We start from the raw sequence: 15746 nt of genomic DNA, 5'->3' as shown, positions 1-15746 counted from the left end.
ATCGGCGACATCAATCAATCCCCATGCCGCGTTTGGCCAGGGCGTGGCGGGCGGCCGCAGCGCCCCAATCGTCGGAAAGGTCCTGCCCTTCGATTTCTATTTCGGCGATCGGCGTTGCCCGGATCAGCGGCACGGAGCCGAAAGGCAGGCCGTCGATGCGCCCGGCGTCGCGGCTCAGCATGATGCGGGTCATCGGGTGGTAATCCTCGGTCAGCCGGCAGAACAGGATGGCGCCGTGCTTCTCGACATCGCGGGCGACACGATAACTGTCTGCCACGAGGTCTCCGATGTTGATCAACAGGTTCGCCCAGTTTTCGATCCCGGCCGCATCCAGTGTCGCGGCGTCGAATTCCATGAAGAGCTCGCATTCGACGCCGTTCTCCGGCTCGGATATGCCGGCCCAAGGGGTCGACAGCCCGTCGGTGGCAAGTGTCAGCCTTTCCGGCGCATGGATGGCGAGGATACGGCGATGCGGGCCGAACCATTTCGTCTGGGCATGAATGTTGGCCGTTTCGCGCTCAGCAGCAAAGTCCTCCTGCACCTTGCCGCGGTTCTGCCAGAAGACGCGCCGGACAGCGGCGGTGGTTTCGTAGATCGGGTCGTCGGGCCCTCGCGGCACGATCGTCCGGTCATAGCTAGTTTCGAGCGTGATCTCTCCCCGTATGAAGGGGAACTTCGGCTTCTTCCAGCGAATCAGCACCTTATTGAAGCGGGGCATCCCTGATGCACCGAGCTTTTCAACGACATCGGAGATGATATCGAGCGGATGCCTGGATGCCTCCGGGACATAGTTTCCCTCGACATCGCGGTAGCCGCCCGTCCGGGAGGAGTGCCCTGCCTGCATCGTTGTGGCGGTCCATTCGCCGCTGACGGCGCCGGCCGGCGCCTTGCCGAGAGCCGGGGCAAGTTCCCGGATCGCCTCGTCAATCGAATAGGATGCCACGTCGCCTCTCCGCCTTCACCCAGAGATCGTATCCCCTGCGGCCGATCGGCCGCGAACAGAAGCTAGCGCGGAGGTGTCGCCGATCAATAGTGGCTGCATCGATCGGCGCGGGCAGGGTGGTGCTGACTTTGCTGGCATTGCTCTATGCGCCGCAGAGCTTTCGGAATGCGCTGATGGCGGCGGCGGCTCGCGCGCGGATATTCTCGTCCGACGGTTCGGGCAGCGCTAATTGCGCTCAAGCTCGTCATCTTCATGGTCATCACCCAGCCGGCGAACGCGGCGACGGAGAGCTGGTCCGTGCAGCCGGAGAATTGGTAAAGCCTTCGCACCCAATGGGAATATTCGCACGCGGTCAATGCCGTGATCACCTTGCTTGCCTTCTGCTGCGCCACGCTTGCCTCGCTACGGTAAGCCGCTTTGCGCGAAAATATTGCCGCGGGAACAGTTGCTGATCTTTTCGGTTTTCCTTGTTCCAACCAAGGAGGAACGAAGATGGGCATGACGACACCGAAAGACGGCGCCCCCGGCACCACCGACCAGTCTCCCCGCTGGGAAGGGCCGAAGGAAAATAAACCTCGCGGCTACATGAAGGCCAAGGATGATCCGGATCGCGACCGCGACGCGCATGGTGAAAACAATCGCGATCCCGACATCAAGAATATCGGTGACGCGCTGAAGCAGAAGGGCGAATGAGATGGCCGATCCCAAAAAAGACGCAGCCGGCCAGTTCGCCAAATCCCAGGCTGACCGAAAAAGCAGCGGCGTCGCCAGCGCCAAACCGACCGTCATCACTGGCTCTGAGGACGCCACTGTGAACAAGAACCCGCCCGGCAAGAAAAAGGCTGGGAAGGATTGGGACATCAATTACGATCCAGCCGATAGGAACGAGAGCCGATCGCACTAGCTCGGGCCGTCGCTGGTTCTCCTATGAGCCAACCCGGAGGCATTTCCGTTTTCTCCAGTCACGGAAATGCTCGATTTTTAGATGCGGACACAGTTCTTACCCACCGAAATAGGCGGGATGGTCAATATCGGCGAGGAGGCCGGGCTGCTGCGGCTGCCAGCCGAGCAGCGCGCGGCTATGCTCGCTCGATGTGGGCACATCGAAGCCGGCGAACATGGCGAACCAGCCGAAATGCTCGGCCGCTTCTTCCCGTGAGAGCGATACGGCGGGCACATCGAGCCGTCGGCCGATGACCTCGGCGATCTGCCTAAAGGCAACTCCCTCTTCCGCGACTGCCAGGAACGGGCCACCGACGGCGCCGCGCTCGATCGCCAGGCGATAGACGCGGGCGGCATCGAGCCGGTGCACGGCCGGCCAGCGGTTTTGCCCTTCGCCGATATAGGCCGAGACGCCCTTGCGACGGGCCAAATCGATCAGGATCGGCACGAAGCCGTGGTCCCCATGGCCATGCACCGAGGGCGGCAGCCGGACGGTGGAAGCGCGCACGCCGCGGGCGACAAGCGATACTGCGGTGATTTCGGAGGCACGGGGATAGGTTTCGGTCGAAGGCATCGGCGGATCCTTCTCGGTGCCGACGCGGCCGGGGGCAAAGCCGAGGCCGGCTGTGACCAACAGCGGACGATCGGAGCCTTGGAGGGCTTCGCCGAGGGCCTCGATGGCGCGCCGGTCGGCGGCGCAGTTCTCGGCGAATTTCGAGAAATCATGGTTGAAGGCCGTGTGGATCACGGCATCCGCCTCAGCCGCACCGCTCTTCAGACTTTCGAGATCATCGAGCGTGCCGTGATGGACTTCGGCACCGGCGGCTGCCAGTTGATCCGCTCCCTTGTCCGAGCGGGTGAGGCCGAGCACCTGATGGCCGGCGGCGATCAATTCATTGACGACGGCCGAGCCGACCCAGCCGGTGGCTCCAGTGACGAATACGCGCATGTGTTATCTCCGTTTTTGCTGGAGACACATATCCGTCGTGACTGTATCATGGTAAAGTAGTGACATTATCATGGTATAAAGGCTAACAGGATGGGTGAATTCGTCACCTCGGACAACCGGCTCGGCGCCTATCTGAAGGATCGCCGTGTGAGGCTCGATCCTGCCGCCCTCGGTTTTGCAGGGGAGAGGCGACGCACCCCAGGCCTGCGGCGCGAGGAGGTGGCGAGCCGCGCCAATATCAGCCCGACCTGGTACACCTGGCTGGAGCAGGGCCGCGGCGGCGCGCCGTCTGCTGACGTGCTCGATCGGATCTCTCGCGCGCTGATGCTGACCGATGTCGAGCGCGAGCATCTCTTCCTCATTGGCCTCGGCCGGCCGCCCGAGGTGCACTACCACAGGCAAGAAGGGGTGACGCCGAGGTTGCAGGGCGTGCTCGATGCGCTGGACCCGAGCCCGGCGCTGATCCGCACTGCGATATGGGACGTCGTCGGTTGGAACCGGGCGGCAACCGTGCTTCTGACCGATTACGGTGCGCTGCCGCCTGAGGAGCGCAACGTGCTGCGCTTCATCTTCCTCGATCCGCGCGTGCGCGCTGCCCAATACGACTGGGAAAGTGTCGCCCGCTTCGTCGTCGCCGCTTTCCGCGTGGATGCAGCCCGTGCCGGGGCTGCGGCTGAGGTCGAGCCGCTGGTAGACGAACTCTGTCGCAAGAGCCCCGAATTCCTGGCGATGTGGCGCGACAACGACGTGCGCACCCACGGCGAGGGCGCCAAGCACATCAAACACCCGGTGCTCGGGCTGCTCTCCTTCGAATATTCGGCCTTCCAGGTGGATGGGCGGCCGGACCTCAGCATGGTGGTGTACAATCCGGCGACGGCGGAGGATGCGGCGAAGATCAAGGGGTTGGTGGGCTGAGGCGAGGGCGGTTGGTCGATCGATGATATAGCGGTCTTCATCGCCTCAATCCGGACAAATCTGCCGTCATGCTGTGCATCGACGCGCGCAAGATTTGAGCCGTGCGGATGGGGATTTCAATGAATTCGTATCGTGCCGCGGTCTTGGTCGCCGCTTCGGCCTTGATGGTGCTGTCGGCGTCGGGGGCATCCGCCTGCAGTTGCAAAGAGATGTCCGATAAGGAGAAATTTGCCAGTTCCGATCTAGTCGTAAGGGGCCGCATGAAATCGGTGACGGTGGGCGTCGATGTGCCGGATCCGCAGGTGACGGGCGAAATACCGCGGATGACGCGCGGTGAGTTCGAGTCGAGAAAGTGCTGAAGGGGACTTTCAAAGGCAAAACCCTGTCGCTTTATACGGGTTTCGGTACGGGAGATTGTGGGCGTCTAGGGGAGTTCGTCAGCGCGACGTATTTCTATCGCGATAAGAAAAATGGCGTTTTCGAATTCGGCATGTCAAAAACCGAATTTGCGGGGCAAGCGTTCTATTATACGGGGATCTGCGATTATGCGAAGTTTCCAGGGGGGCCAGAGTAACGACGCACTGCAGCCTCTCTCGAGCGTTGGTGCGGGATCCACCACCCTCCCTCATGCTGAGGTGCTGAGCCGGTATGGCGAAGCCTCGAAGCGTGCGCCGCAACGCTGCTTCTTGCATTTAGCTGATCGCCGCACGCCCAGCCTCACCTTCTGGGCCGCTGATAGGCGCCCACTTCTCTTCCCTCATTCCTGTGCTCGTCACAGGAATCCAGTCACGGCGCGTCTGCGCTGTGAATGACTTTCTTCCAGGCAAGGAACCTCTTGCGCCCAAGGACTTGGGCGCACTGGATTCCTGTGACGAGCACAGGAATGACGGAGTTTGGAACAGCCTCCTTGATCATATTCTCCCCTTCCTTTTTTGGGCGAAGCCCCAAAACATGACAAAGCTGTAAAAACCTAAAATACCACTCCTGCTAGAAAATTAATTGACCTGCCCGGTTTCAGCTGCTTTCCTCCCGATAGACCAAGGCGAATGGATCTTGAAGGAGATATCCATGACAGAGCTTGCAAAACCTGTGACGGTCGATGATGTCAGCAGCGCTTCCGAGAATGAGGTGATCTCAGGCAATCTGCTGGATAATGATCTGGCCGGGGGCTCCGGCAACATGTTTCTCAACTTCTTCGACGGCGAGAGGGTGCTGGCCAAGAAGGATGGTGCGATCACCGATATCGAGGGTGAATACGGCACGTTCCACGTCAAGGCCGACGGCTCCTACACCTATACGCTGAACGAGGCCGCCAAGGGGGGCTTCGTTGAGGGAATGACGCTGACGGAGACGATGGGCTACAAGATTTCCGACGGCTCCGGCAATACCGATGTCGGCCATTTCACGCTCGACATTCACGGGGTCACGAGCCCGCCGGTCGCGGTCGACGACGGCTTCTCCTTCCGCGAAGGAAGCGAGATGGCCCGCAACGTGCTCGCCAATGATCACGCGGGAGAGGCGGGCACGCTCTTCCTGCGTTCGGTCGAGGGAACGAGCATTCCTGCCGGTCAGGGGCAAGGGCAGACGACCGACGTGGCGGGTGAATTCGGCACCTTCCATTTCGCAGGCGATGGAAGCTTCACTTACGATCTCGATCCGGCCGTGAAGGCGGGCCTCGACGATGGCGAGCATGTCACGGAGAAACTCCAATATTACAAGGTCTCCGACGGCGCCGGTCACGCGGATGCCGGCGTGATCACCCTGACCGTCGACGGCGTGACGGACGGGAAGTCTGTGAATACCGATCATGTCGAGGCCCAGGCCGATGTCGTGCGCCCCTTCGATGACCATTACGAACTCCAGGGGGTGGCGATCGATCCGCTGACGGGCAAATTTTACGTCAGTTCCGGCCATGGTTTCCCGGATGATTCCACGGTGAGCATTTACGACAACGCCGCCGCATTCGAGGCCGGCCACGCCAGCGGCGCCATCTCTCTCGGCGACTATGACAAGGGCGAATATGACATCGGCGGAACCTATTTTTCGGTCCGCGGCGGCGAGATCATCGGAAGAACCAACGAGGCGAGAGGCGAGGAGGACCCTTTCCCCGATCAGACCTATCTCGCAAAGTGGGATGCCGCCGACGGATCGCTCGATCAGAAGGGCGACCCGATCCCCGGCCTTGTCGGCAAGAACGGGGCGGGTACGTTCGATTGGGGCGGATTCACGGCCGTCAATACGATGCAGGATTCGACCGGCATTTACGTCGTCGGCCGCATCGATGATTCCACCTGGCAGGTCTCCAAAATCGATCCCGAAACGCTGAGCCCGATCGAATCCAAGACCTTCGCGGCGGGCGGGCTCGGATACGGCTTTGCCATCGACGGCACGTTCTTCTTCGGCGATTCCTCCAGCAGCGAGCATATCGGCACGGCCTTCGACTTCGAAACCGGGGTCAAGACAACGGTCGACGTCAACATCGCCATACCGGGAGACGACTTGATCACCAACGTCGTCTATGACTCAGCGGCGGATAATCTCTACATCACCAACACCGGGATCGACGAAATCTCCGTGGTGCACAATATCTCGGACATACTCTTCGCCTGACGGTCTTTGCTGGCCGAATGCCAACGCCGCCCCGCCCGTTTTCCACAGGGCGTGGCGGCGTTTATCCACTCAGTGCCGTGGTGAACAGAGCAGCATAACAGTGGCCACTTACTGCAGCGTGCGCGTCTGGATCTGTTCGGCGGCGTGAGGCGCGGATGCAGGCAGAGGGCTGCCTTCCAGACCGGTCGCCACCACCGAAACGCGGAACTTGCCGTCGAGGCTGCGGTCGAAGATCGCCCCGACGTATGCAGTCTTACCGTTCCGGACAAGGCCGCTCTTCAGCCAGTACGAGGCGTCTCCGGCTGTCCCGGCAGCAAGAGCGGCGGGCCGTGTGGAACATGGATGGCGGCCGACGCCTTCAGCCGGCCGCGTGGACCGGTTTCGGCCGATGATTTGGAACCATGATCCCGCCGTACTGTTTAACTGGAAGGCGCGGAAGCGCCGATAACGGGGATGCCGATTGCCAGCCAACCCGGTAATGACGATCGGCCTTTCGGTTCGCCTATGGAGGAACACGACATGCAAACGACCCGATCGAAACAACTGGCGGACGAATACCTGCGGCTTGGCGGTAAACGGCTGGCCAAGATCGATGACAATATTGTCAAGATCCGCCACTGGGATGATGACACGCCGGAGGCCGAGGCCTTCTGGCAGAAGCACATTGAGCCGTTGGATGACAAGCGCCGCGTAGAGGTCGAAACGCACCTTCCCACGATCAACGACAGATGATCGCGAATCAACGACCGGTGATCGCGGCGATTCCCCGGGGCGCAGGACATTGAAGCACGACAGCGCCGCGCGTCTGAAAAGACGTGGCAGGCTGTCGTGCTCGGATATGTCGCGCCGCTGCGCTTACTGCAGCGTGCGCGTCTGAACCTGCTCGGCGGCGTGAGGCGCGGATGCGGGCAGCGGGCTGCCTTCCAGGCCGGTTGCCACCACTGAGACACGGAACTTTCCGTCGAGGCTGCGGTCGAAGATCGCGCCGACGACGATATCGGCGTCTTCCTGCACTTCGTCACGAATGCGGCTTGCCGCCTCGTCCACTTCGAACAGCGTCATATCCGAACCACCGGAAATCGAGATCAGCACGCCCCTGGCGCCCCGCATCGAGATGTCGTCCAGAAGCGGGTTGGCAATTGCTGCTTCCGCCGCCTTCATCGCGCGGCTCTCACCGGAGGCTTCACCAGTGCCCATCATGGCGCGGCCCATGCCTGACATGACCGACTTCACGTCGGCAAAATCGAGGTTGATCAGGCCTTCCTTGACGATCAGATCGGTTATGCAGCCGACGCCGGCGTAGAGCACGCGGTCGGCCGTCATGAAAGCATCGGCGAACGTCGTTTTTGCATCAGCAATGCGGAAGAGGTTCTGATTGGGAATGACGATGACCGTATCGGCCGCCTGGCGAAGCGCCTCGATGCCGATTTCCGCCATTCGCATGCGGCGGTTGCCTTCGAAGGTAAAGGGCTTGGTGACCACGCCGACCGTCAGGATGCCGGCGGCACGCGCAGCGCGGGCGATGACAGGTGCAGCACCCGTGCCCGTTCCACCGCCCATGCCGGCGGTGACGAAACACATGTGCGAGCCGGCCAGGTGATCCATGATCTCATCGAGCGACTCTTCGGCAGCCGCATGGCCGACCTCAGGCAGCGAACCGGCGCCGAGACCCTCCGTCACATTCGCGCCAAGCTGGATGCGGCGCGTCGCTTTGGAGGTGGCGAGCACCTGGGCGTCGGTGTTTGCGGCGACGAATTCGACGCCCGCCAGCTTTTCCGCGATCATATTGTTGATCGCATTGCCGCCACCGCCACCGACGCCAATGACTGTAATATGCGGCCGTAGTCCCGAAATGCCGCTCTTGGCGTCCGTCATCGCGCTCTCCTTTGATGCTTCGTTCATGCCCACCCTCGTTTGCGGACGGCGAATCGTGCGTCAGGATACGCGAGCAACAAGGCAGAGGCGAGGCGAAAGACGTCTCGGCGAGAGGGTGATGATCGGGGAGGAGTCTGGTTGCGGCTTTAAGGGAAGGGCATCAGAGAAGGTCGAGCGTTGCGGAGAAGACAAGTATCGGCCGCCAGCCCGCGGAATTCGCCGTTCGAAGGACTGGCATGGAGATGGGCGATATCCATCTTCGCCGCCCGACCAAAGGAATCCTACCCCACCACTCGCACCGCCACCGGCAAACACAGCACACTTCGCAACCCCGCCGCCCCATTTGCCTCAAGCACCAACGACCCGCCGTAAAGCCCCGCAAGCTCGCTGACGATGCTGAGGCCAAAGCCGTTGCCGGGGACGTGTTCGTCTTCGCGGACGCCGGGCAGGAGGACGGCGGCGAGGCGGTCCGGAGCGATGCCCGGCCCGTCGTCCTCGATGATGATGCGGGCGGTCGGGCCGTCGCGGCGGGCGCGGAGGGTGACGTGGGAGGCGGCCCATTTGAAGGCGTTGTCGATCAGGTTTCCAAGCATTTCCTCGACATCGCTTTCGTCGCAGGCGACGCGCAGGCCCTTTGATATATCGGTGTCGAAGGCGATCTTGCGCTCGGCATGGATCTGGCTGATCGCGCGGTGGACATCGGCGACTGAGGCCGCGAGGTCGGTGCTGGCGACATTGTCCGAGGAGGCCATCACGCGGCGGGCGGCGGCGAGGTGGTGTTTGATCCTGTTGTCGATGCGGGCGGCGAGGCTCCGCAGTGCGCCTTGCGGATCGTTTTGCTCGTCGAGCGCCAGGAGCAGGCTCGCCACCGGGGTCTTGAGGCCGTGGGCGAGGTTGGCGAACTGCATGCGCGTTGCCGCGAGCCTTTCTTCGTTGGCCGCCAGCAGCGTGTTGGTTTTCAGCGCGAGCGGCGCAAGCTCGACGGTTGGCTCATCGGGCAGGCGGGCGCGTTCTCCCCGGTTGATGGCATCGATGTTGGCTGCCATGGATTTCAGCGGCCTGAGACCAAAGCGGATCTGCCAGAGCGTGCCGGCCATCAGCACGAGGCCGAGCAGCAGCATGCAGGGCACCAGCCAGAAAAGGGCGCGCAGTGCCGGGCCGACGAGGGCGATCATCGGCGCCGTCGCGGTGATCGTCAGCGTCATGCCGTCGATGCTGCGCACGGCCTGGCGCAGATAGAGCAGTCCTCTTCCGCGATCACCGCCCCTGCCTGATGTCGGCATGCCCATCAACACATGGCGCAGATCCTGCCGGGGCGGCGGCGCGTCTATCGTGCCGTTCATCAGGGAGCGGGAGGTCAGGCGCTGTTGCCCGTCGTCGATCTGCCAGTACCAGCCGGATGAGGGGCGATCGAAGGGCGGCGCATCGAGCGGCGCGGACAAGGTGATCTTGCCTTGTGCGTCGCGCGTCACGGCGCCGGCAAGGGCGCCGATCTGTGTGTCGAGGCGCTGGTCAACCTGCTCGCGCACCACCGTTTTGAGCGCCAGCCAGAGCACGATGGCGGCCACAACGAGCGCCAGGGTCACGAAGATGCCGGAGAACATCAGCAGCCGGCCGGCGATCGATTTCGGTTTGAGGGAGGGCGCCTTCATGATGCCGACGTCAGCATATAGCCGCGGCCGCGCACCGTCTCGATATGGTCGGCCCCGAGCTTCTTGCGCAGGCGGGCAATGATGACCTCGATGGAATTGGAGTCGACTTCGGCATCGCCGTCATAGACGCGCTCGGTCAGTTCGCGCCGGTCGACGATCATCTCTTTGCGCAGCATCAGGCAGGAGAGCACCCGCCATTCCAGCGCCGTCAGCTTCAGCGGCAGGCCGTCGAGCTCGAAGGTGCCGAGCTGGGCGTCGAAGACCAGCGCGCCGCAGACGAGCCGCGAGGCGGCGTGACCGGACGCCCGGCGCACCAGGGCGCGCAGGCGCAGCACCAATTCCTCCACCTTGAACGGTTTGGCGAGGAAATCGTCGGCGCCGGCCTTGAAGCTCGCGACCTTATCCGGCCAGCCGTCGCGCGCCGTCAGCACCAGAACCGGCAGATTGCGGTCGCCCTCGCGCCAGCCCTTCAGCACGCTGACGCCATCGATCTTCGGCAGGCCGAGGTCGAGGATTGCGACGTCGAAGAGTTCGGTCAGCCCCGCATGGAGGGCGTCCTCGCCGTTGCGCGCGATATCGACGACGAAGTTCTCCGATCGCAGCACGGCGGCGATCCGGCCGCTCAGGTCTTCGTCATCTTCGACGAGCAGTACGCGCATGGGGCAGGGCTTTCATCTGCGGGAACGGCCCGAAACTATCGGGCCGAGCTTAACTCAGTCTGAACGGAGAGGTTCAGGCAGGTGAGGGGGCGGCTCGGCTAGATTGCGACTATTACTGAAGCAAGGAGCAGATATATGCCGAACGAAGACCAGGACAACGAACATGCCGAGGGGGCAACGCCCGTGCCGCACCGGCGCTGGCTGGCGGTTCCCGTTATCGCCGCGGCCGTGGCGCTTGTCATCGGTGCTGCCGGGGGCGCGGGCGCCGTGAAGATGATGCGCCCCACGCCCGAAATGGCGCCGCTGACGCCGGTGGCGATTTCGGCCATGCCGGTTTCGAGCCTCGTCACCATCAAGGGCAAGGTCGCCGAGATCTACGGCAACAAGTTCGTGTTGCAGGATGAGAGCGGCAAGGCGCTTGTTGAAACCGGCCGGGCCGGCGAGGATGGCGATCTCGTCACCAAGGATGAAGCCGTCACCGTCCAGGGCCGCTTCGACGACGGCTTCGTGCATGCGAGCTACCTCGTTCGTCAGGATGGACGAACCGAAGCGCTGCGTCCGCCGAAAGGTCCTCCGCACAGACGATTTGCAGATTTCGATCACAGGCCGTGACGGGCGTGAACCAAAGCCGCGCTGCGGTGTTAACAGACACGCCTCATAACTCCGAAAGGAACGTTTCCATGCAACGACTTCTGCTATCAGGCCTTGCCCTTGCCGCACTGGCCGGCACCGCCTTCGCCCAGCAGCCGCCGGCTCCGCCATCCGCTGGGCCTCCGCCCGCAGCGGCTGAACCCGGCTCGCCGCCTCCGCCGCCGTCTCCGTCCGCTCCTGATGACGATGAGCAGATGACGGACCGGCCGGATGCGAGGCCGGGAGATCGCCCGGATTACCGCTGGCATGGTCGGAGAGGCGACATGGGTTTCCGTGGTTTCCGCGGTCATCGCCCGCCACCGCCACCGCCGTCCAAGGCAGCGCATTTCCGGATCGAGGATGGGAACACCCGGATTGATCTCAAATGCGCCGAGGACGAACCGATGAAGGCCTGCGCCGATCTGCTACTCCAGGTGATGGACCGCCTGCAGGGCCAGGACTGATCATCCGCGCTTGAGGCGGGTGCCACACGATGATGCAGCCGCCCGCGTCTCGCGGGCGGTTTTGCGGGTTTATCGGAGGCCGTGACACCGCCGTCGAGACGCCATCTTCTCGACCTGAAGGAAATGCTCCCGCCGCCCGAATTGATCGATCCCTTGTCATGGGGATTTAGCGTCGGCGACTGGTGGCGTCGGCTCACCGCATGACGCGGGCTGCCGATGTTTCCGAGTAGCGGTCGCCGTGGATCTCGATGCCTGAAAAAACCGCGTCGATCTCGGCCAGTTCTTCCGATGTGAAGGTGATGTCGGCGGCGGCGATATTCTCTTCCAATCGGTGCAGCTTGGTCGTGCCGGGAATGGGGATTATCCAGGGTTTGCGGGCCATCAACCAAGCGATGGCGACCTGGGCCGCGGTGGCGTTTCTGCGAGCGGCGATTGCCTCGATCGCATCGACCACCGGCTGGTTCGCTTTGCGGTTTTCGGCCGAGAGACGCGGATTGGTCTTGCGGTGGTCGTTGCCGCCTTCGAAACTGGTGTTCTCGTCCATCGTGCCGGTGAGGAAGCCGCGGCCGAGCGGGCTATAGGGCACGAAGCCGATGCCGAGTTCTTCGACGACGGGCAGGATTTCCCGTTCCGGGTTGCGCCACCACAGCGAATATTCGCTTTGCAACACGGTGACGGGCTGGACGGCATGGGCGCGGCGGATGGAACCAGCATCAGCTTCGGATAGGCCGAAATGCAGCACTTTGCCGGCGCCGATCAGATCCTTCACCGTGCCTGCCACCTCTTCGATCGGTACGGCAGGGTCGACCCGATGCTGGTAGAAGATATCGATGCGATCGGTGCGAAGCCGCTGGAGGGCTTCTTCGACGACCACACGGATGCGTACCGGCCGGCTATCCAGGCCGATTTCCGGCCGGCCATCCTTGAAGCCGAATTTCGTAGCGATCACCACCTCATCACGGATCGGCGCCAGCGCCTCGCCGACGAGCTCCTCATTGGTGAACGGCCCGTAGGCCTCGGCCGTATCGAAGAAGGTCACGCCCCGCTCATGCGCCGCCCACAAGAGCGCAATGGCATCGCCGCGCTCCATCGCCGGCCCGCGATGGTAATTCAGCCCCATGCAGCCGAAGCCGATCGCCGATATGTCAGGGCCTCTTTGGCCGAGCTTGCGCTTGATCATTTCAAGTCCTCCTTCCCAGGTTTGATCCCAAGATAGGGCAAAGTCCGGAGGCGATTAGCCGTGGATATCGGCATGAACTTATGAGGTCCGCTCATGAATTTCCCGGCTCGCTCGGAGAGGACGAACCGGGATCGGGTAAGAGAATCCCGGCAGTGTCTGCCGCTTGTGCCAAAAGCTGAGGGGCTGGCGTTATGACGCCAGGCGAAACGTGCCGCTGCGCATAGCCTCGATCACCGTGCGCAACGTATCTTCCCTGTCGTGCCCCTCCGTCGAGACGACATGTTGTTCGAACGGGCCAAGTGACGAGAATTGCTGATGGAGTGCCGCAATAGGGCCGGGATCGGTCAGCGTGTCGCCGCCACGCTCCCGGCAGCGCCGGATGGCGACATCGAGCGGCGGGCGCAGAACCACGTAGTGGAGGGGTGCCGCGATTTTCCGGAACGGTTCCAGGAACCATGGCCCGACGATGCCGTCGACGACGACGAAGTAACCGCCGGCGGCATAGCCTGACGCCGCCTTCGTCAACACGTCGACGACAACGATATTCTGTTCATGCGCTTCCGGCAGATAGGGCGGGATCACGCCGTTCTTGATGAAATGCCAGAAGTCGTCGGAATGAAGATGGACCTTCGGCGAGCCGGGCTCGCTGGCGAGCGCCTCGGCCATCGTGGTTTTCCCCGAGCCCGGCGGCCCGGTGAGAATGAGAACTTCGCCCGTGTGATTCATAGCATGGCAATTTCACACGAAGCAGCATCGTTTCGCAATTAGCCGATAGGGGGTGGTAATAGCCCGGCATGACCCCTTCGTTCCGAAGAAGCCGCTGAAGCCGCAGCTACTCCGGCAGTCCCGCCATCCTGAGAGCCTCGATATATAGATTGCGATCGTCCGGTCGCCGGAACGGTGGCAGCACGTCGGCGAGATTGGAAAGTCGGAGGGCTGGGTCCATCAGGCACAGGCGGGCGATCGTTTCCCGGGCTTGCGCAAGCCGCCCGGCCATGGCCTGGCTCGCCGCCATCACGCGCATCGCGCTCGGGTAGTTCAGCTGGTGGCGTAGCGATTTTCCTGCCCAGACGGCAGCATCGTCATAGTGGCCGGCGCAAAAATGCGCGAGACCGATATTGAACTGCCAGGCAAACAGGCGCGGATCCAAAGGGCTGAGACGCATGGCGAGTGTTGCGTGTTCAATGGCCCTATCAGGCTCGCCCAGGCACGCCTTCACCCAACTGCTGACGCCGAGCGCAGCCGCCAGGTTCGGGTTGAGGAAGAGTGCGCGATCGATGCAGGCCGCACTGTCATCGAGGTCGCCGCCGACATAACCGATGACATATCCGCCGTAGGTGAGCGCAACCGCATCGTCCCAGCCGAGTTCGACCGCTCTCCTCGCCAGCCGGGTCGCTTCGGCAGTCTCGTCTGCGGGATTGAGCATCCAGCCATTGCTCTTTCGTGTGGCGTAGCAGCGTGCCGCCCGTGCATGCGCTACGGCGAATTCCGGGTCACGCTCGATTGCCTCCCTGAAAAGCCGCAGCGCCTCGTCGATGACCGATCGGTTGGTGACCGTCCGGTCGAAGGCCGCCAGGCCGCGGAGATAGTAGTCGTAGGCGTCGAGGTTCTCTGTCGGCTTGCGTTTGGCACGCTCGATCTCAGCCTCCTCCACTTTCGGCGTTATGGCGCCGACGATGCTCGAGGCGACCTGATCCTGGAGATCGAAGACATTCGCCAGGGTTCCGTCAAAACGATCGGCCCAAAGATGTGTACCGGTCGACGTATCGATGAGCTGCCCGGCAATGCGCAGGCGGTCACCCGTCCGGCGCACGCTTCCTTCGACCACATAGCGCACGTCCAGCTCGCGCCCGACCTGCTTTATGTCGACCGCCTGACCTTTGTAGGTGAAGCTCGAATTCCGGGCGATGACATAGAGGTGGCGGAATTGAGCAAGCGCGATGGTGATGTCCTCGACAATGCCGTCGGCGAAATACTCCTGCTCCGCGTCGCCGCTCAGATTCTGAAACGGCAACACGGCAACCGATGGCCGGTCGTGATGTTTCGCCGAGGCTGAGATGGCCTGCGGCTGCAGCGCGAGGTCGGGGCTCGGTGTGGTCCGCTGATGTTTAGATCCCTGGCGCGATTGCAGCGAAGCGGCCAGGGAAGAGGTCTCTGCCTCGGGTTCTGCCTGAAGATGCTTCTTCAAGAACGCCCGACAGGCCTCGAACTGGCGCAAGGCCGCGTTTTCGTGACCCCTGAGAGCGTGGATCCGCATCAGCGCCCGATGGGCTGCCTCCATGGTCGGGTCCACAGCCAGCAGCCTCTCCGCCAGCGCTTCGCAGGCCGATTCTTCCGCCGCGCCCGGCTCGGAGAGCGCGAGGCTCAACCGCTCCACCAGCTGCAGCGCCTTGCGTTGATATGTGCTCTGGTAAGGTCCAAACCACTCATCCAGCCCGTCCGGAATGGCCTCGCCTGCGAGCACCTCGCCACGGTAGAGATCGGCGGCGAAGGCGAGATCGGCGGTCCGACCTGCCTCCAGTTTACGGTCGAAGATCGAAATGTCGGTTTCATCAGGACCTGTTATCAGCGCGACGGTCTCCTGATCCCCGTCGATGTAGACGGCGGCATCCCCGCCAGCCGGGAACGATCGTCTGATATCGACCAGCGCCTGGCGCAGGCTGTTGCGGGCCTGCTCATTGCTTCGTCCCGGCCAAAAGGTCTCGGAAAGCAGTTCCCTGCGATAGCCGCGGCGGCCTGCGAGCACGAGGGCAGCAAAGAGAAGCGACGTCTTGCGCGTGGTGAAGCGAACCTGCCGATGCTCCGGCGAAGTCACTTCGAGGCCACCCAGCAACCTGATGCGCACAGATTGTCCCCCAGATTTCGACTGCCGCCGCAGAATAGCATCTCGGCAAAGAGATTTAACACCGATTTAGCGGCGGCTTGTC

General features: G+C 62.7%; 17 protein-coding genes and 1 pseudogene. 7 read left to right on the top strand and 11 right to left on the bottom strand.

Annotation, left to right across the window (positions count from 1 at the left end):
* Positions 1-10: 10 nt before the first annotated feature.
* Both G9X67_RS05125 and G9X67_RS05120 read right to left on the bottom strand, forming a co-directional pair.
* A complete protein-coding gene (locus G9X67_RS05125) occupies positions 11-943 on the bottom strand; it encodes a hypothetical protein (protein ID WP_171598314.1) in 933 nt (310 codons plus the stop codon).
* A gap of 83 nt (positions 944-1026) precedes the next feature.
* The gene (locus G9X67_RS05120) at positions 1027-1335 is read right to left on the bottom strand and encodes a hypothetical protein (protein WP_171598313.1); all 309 of its coding nucleotides are present in this window, start codon (positions 1333-1335) and stop codon (positions 1027-1029) included.
* A 100-nt stretch (positions 1336-1435) separates the two neighbouring features.
* Here G9X67_RS05120 and G9X67_RS05115 point away from each other — a divergent pair, with 100 nt between their 5' ends.
* Complete coding sequence (locus G9X67_RS05115; protein ID WP_171598312.1) at positions 1436-1636, top strand: hypothetical protein; 201 nt, start codon at positions 1436-1438, stop codon at positions 1634-1636.
* Position 1637: 1 nt separating this feature from the next.
* Positions 1638-1847, top strand: a complete 210-nt coding sequence (locus tag G9X67_RS05110; protein ID WP_171598311.1) for a hypothetical protein — start codon at positions 1638-1640, stop codon at positions 1845-1847.
* 96 nt (positions 1848-1943) lie between these two features.
* Here the strand turns inward: G9X67_RS05110 and G9X67_RS05105 are convergent, their stop codons facing one another.
* Positions 1944-2834 (bottom strand): SDR family oxidoreductase, encoded by an 891-nt coding sequence (locus G9X67_RS05105; RefSeq protein ID WP_138334819.1) that lies wholly within the window; start codon positions 2832-2834, stop codon positions 1944-1946.
* Between the two features lie 90 nt (positions 2835-2924).
* Between G9X67_RS05105 and G9X67_RS05100 the strand changes: the two genes are divergently transcribed.
* Entirely contained in the window at positions 2925-3749 is an 825-nt protein-coding gene (locus G9X67_RS05100; RefSeq protein WP_138334818.1) for a helix-turn-helix transcriptional regulator, read from the top strand.
* Between the two features lie 37 nt (positions 3750-3786).
* Here the strand turns inward: G9X67_RS05100 and G9X67_RS05095 are convergent, their stop codons facing one another.
* The gene (locus G9X67_RS05095; protein ID WP_171598310.1) at positions 3787-3954 is read right to left on the bottom strand and encodes a hypothetical protein; all 168 of its coding nucleotides are present in this window, start codon (positions 3952-3954) and stop codon (positions 3787-3789) included.
* Positions 3955-4817: 863 nt separating this feature from the next.
* Here G9X67_RS05095 and G9X67_RS05090 point away from each other — a divergent pair.
* Complete coding sequence (locus tag G9X67_RS05090) at positions 4818-6359, top strand: Ig-like domain-containing protein (protein ID WP_171598309.1); 1542 nt, start codon at positions 4818-4820, stop codon at positions 6357-6359.
* 108 nt (positions 6360-6467) lie between these two features.
* On the opposite strand, the pseudogene G9X67_RS05085 reads toward G9X67_RS05090, so the two are convergent.
* Positions 6468-6602: pseudogene (locus G9X67_RS05085) on the bottom strand (cell division protein FtsZ); the annotation flags it as partial.
* A 210-nt stretch (positions 6603-6812) separates the two neighbouring features.
* Here G9X67_RS05085 and G9X67_RS35395 point away from each other — a divergent pair.
* The gene (locus tag G9X67_RS35395) at positions 6813-7091 is read left to right on the top strand and encodes a hypothetical protein (RefSeq protein WP_138334815.1); all 279 of its coding nucleotides are present in this window, start codon (positions 6813-6815) and stop codon (positions 7089-7091) included.
* A gap of 123 nt (positions 7092-7214) precedes the next feature.
* Here G9X67_RS35395 and ftsZ read toward each other — a convergent pair whose 3' ends face one another.
* The 3 genes from ftsZ to G9X67_RS05065 form a co-directional block, all read right to left on the bottom strand.
* Positions 7215-8234, bottom strand: a complete 1020-nt coding sequence (ftsZ, locus tag G9X67_RS05075) for a cell division protein FtsZ (protein WP_003560594.1) — start codon at positions 8232-8234, stop codon at positions 7215-7217.
* A 281-nt stretch (positions 8235-8515) separates the two neighbouring features.
* Entirely contained in the window at positions 8516-9886 is a 1371-nt protein-coding gene (locus G9X67_RS05070; RefSeq protein ID WP_171598308.1) for a HAMP domain-containing sensor histidine kinase, read from the bottom strand.
* Complete coding sequence (locus tag G9X67_RS05065) at positions 9883-10545, bottom strand: response regulator transcription factor (protein ID WP_171598307.1); 663 nt, start codon at positions 10543-10545, stop codon at positions 9883-9885. The genes G9X67_RS05070 and G9X67_RS05065 overlap by 4 nt, the downstream gene beginning before the upstream one ends.
* A gap of 135 nt (positions 10546-10680) precedes the next feature.
* Here G9X67_RS05065 and G9X67_RS05060 point away from each other — a divergent pair, with 135 nt between their 5' ends.
* Both G9X67_RS05060 and G9X67_RS05055 read left to right on the top strand, forming a co-directional pair.
* Entirely contained in the window at positions 10681-11157 is a 477-nt protein-coding gene (locus G9X67_RS05060) for a hypothetical protein (RefSeq protein WP_171598306.1), read from the top strand.
* A 68-nt stretch (positions 11158-11225) separates the two neighbouring features.
* Positions 11226-11639 carry a hypothetical protein gene (locus G9X67_RS05055; protein ID WP_171598305.1) on the top strand — a complete coding sequence of 138 codons (414 nt, stop codon included), beginning with the start codon at positions 11226-11228 and terminating at the stop codon, positions 11637-11639.
* Positions 11640-11832: 193 nt separating this feature from the next.
* On the opposite strand, the gene G9X67_RS05050 is transcribed toward G9X67_RS05055, so the two are convergent.
* The 3 genes from G9X67_RS05050 to G9X67_RS05040 all read right to left on the bottom strand — a co-directional run bounded on the left by G9X67_RS05050 (position 11833) and on the right by G9X67_RS05040 (position 15664).
* Complete coding sequence (locus G9X67_RS05050) at positions 11833-12819, bottom strand: aldo/keto reductase (protein ID WP_171598304.1); 987 nt, start codon at positions 12817-12819, stop codon at positions 11833-11835.
* 189 nt (positions 12820-13008) lie between these two features.
* Complete coding sequence (locus tag G9X67_RS05045) at positions 13009-13545, bottom strand: AAA family ATPase (RefSeq protein ID WP_171598303.1); 537 nt, start codon at positions 13543-13545, stop codon at positions 13009-13011.
* A 106-nt stretch (positions 13546-13651) separates the two neighbouring features.
* Entirely contained in the window at positions 13652-15664 is a 2013-nt protein-coding gene (locus G9X67_RS05040; protein WP_171598302.1) for a BTAD domain-containing putative transcriptional regulator, read from the bottom strand.
* Positions 15665-15746 lie beyond the last annotated feature (82 nt).

Source organism: Rhizobium sp. WYCCWR 11152, assembly GCF_013087615.1.
Lineage (GTDB): Bacteria > Pseudomonadota > Alphaproteobacteria > Rhizobiales > Rhizobiaceae > Rhizobium > Rhizobium indicum.
This window is presented reverse-complemented; position numbering and strand designations above follow the sequence as displayed.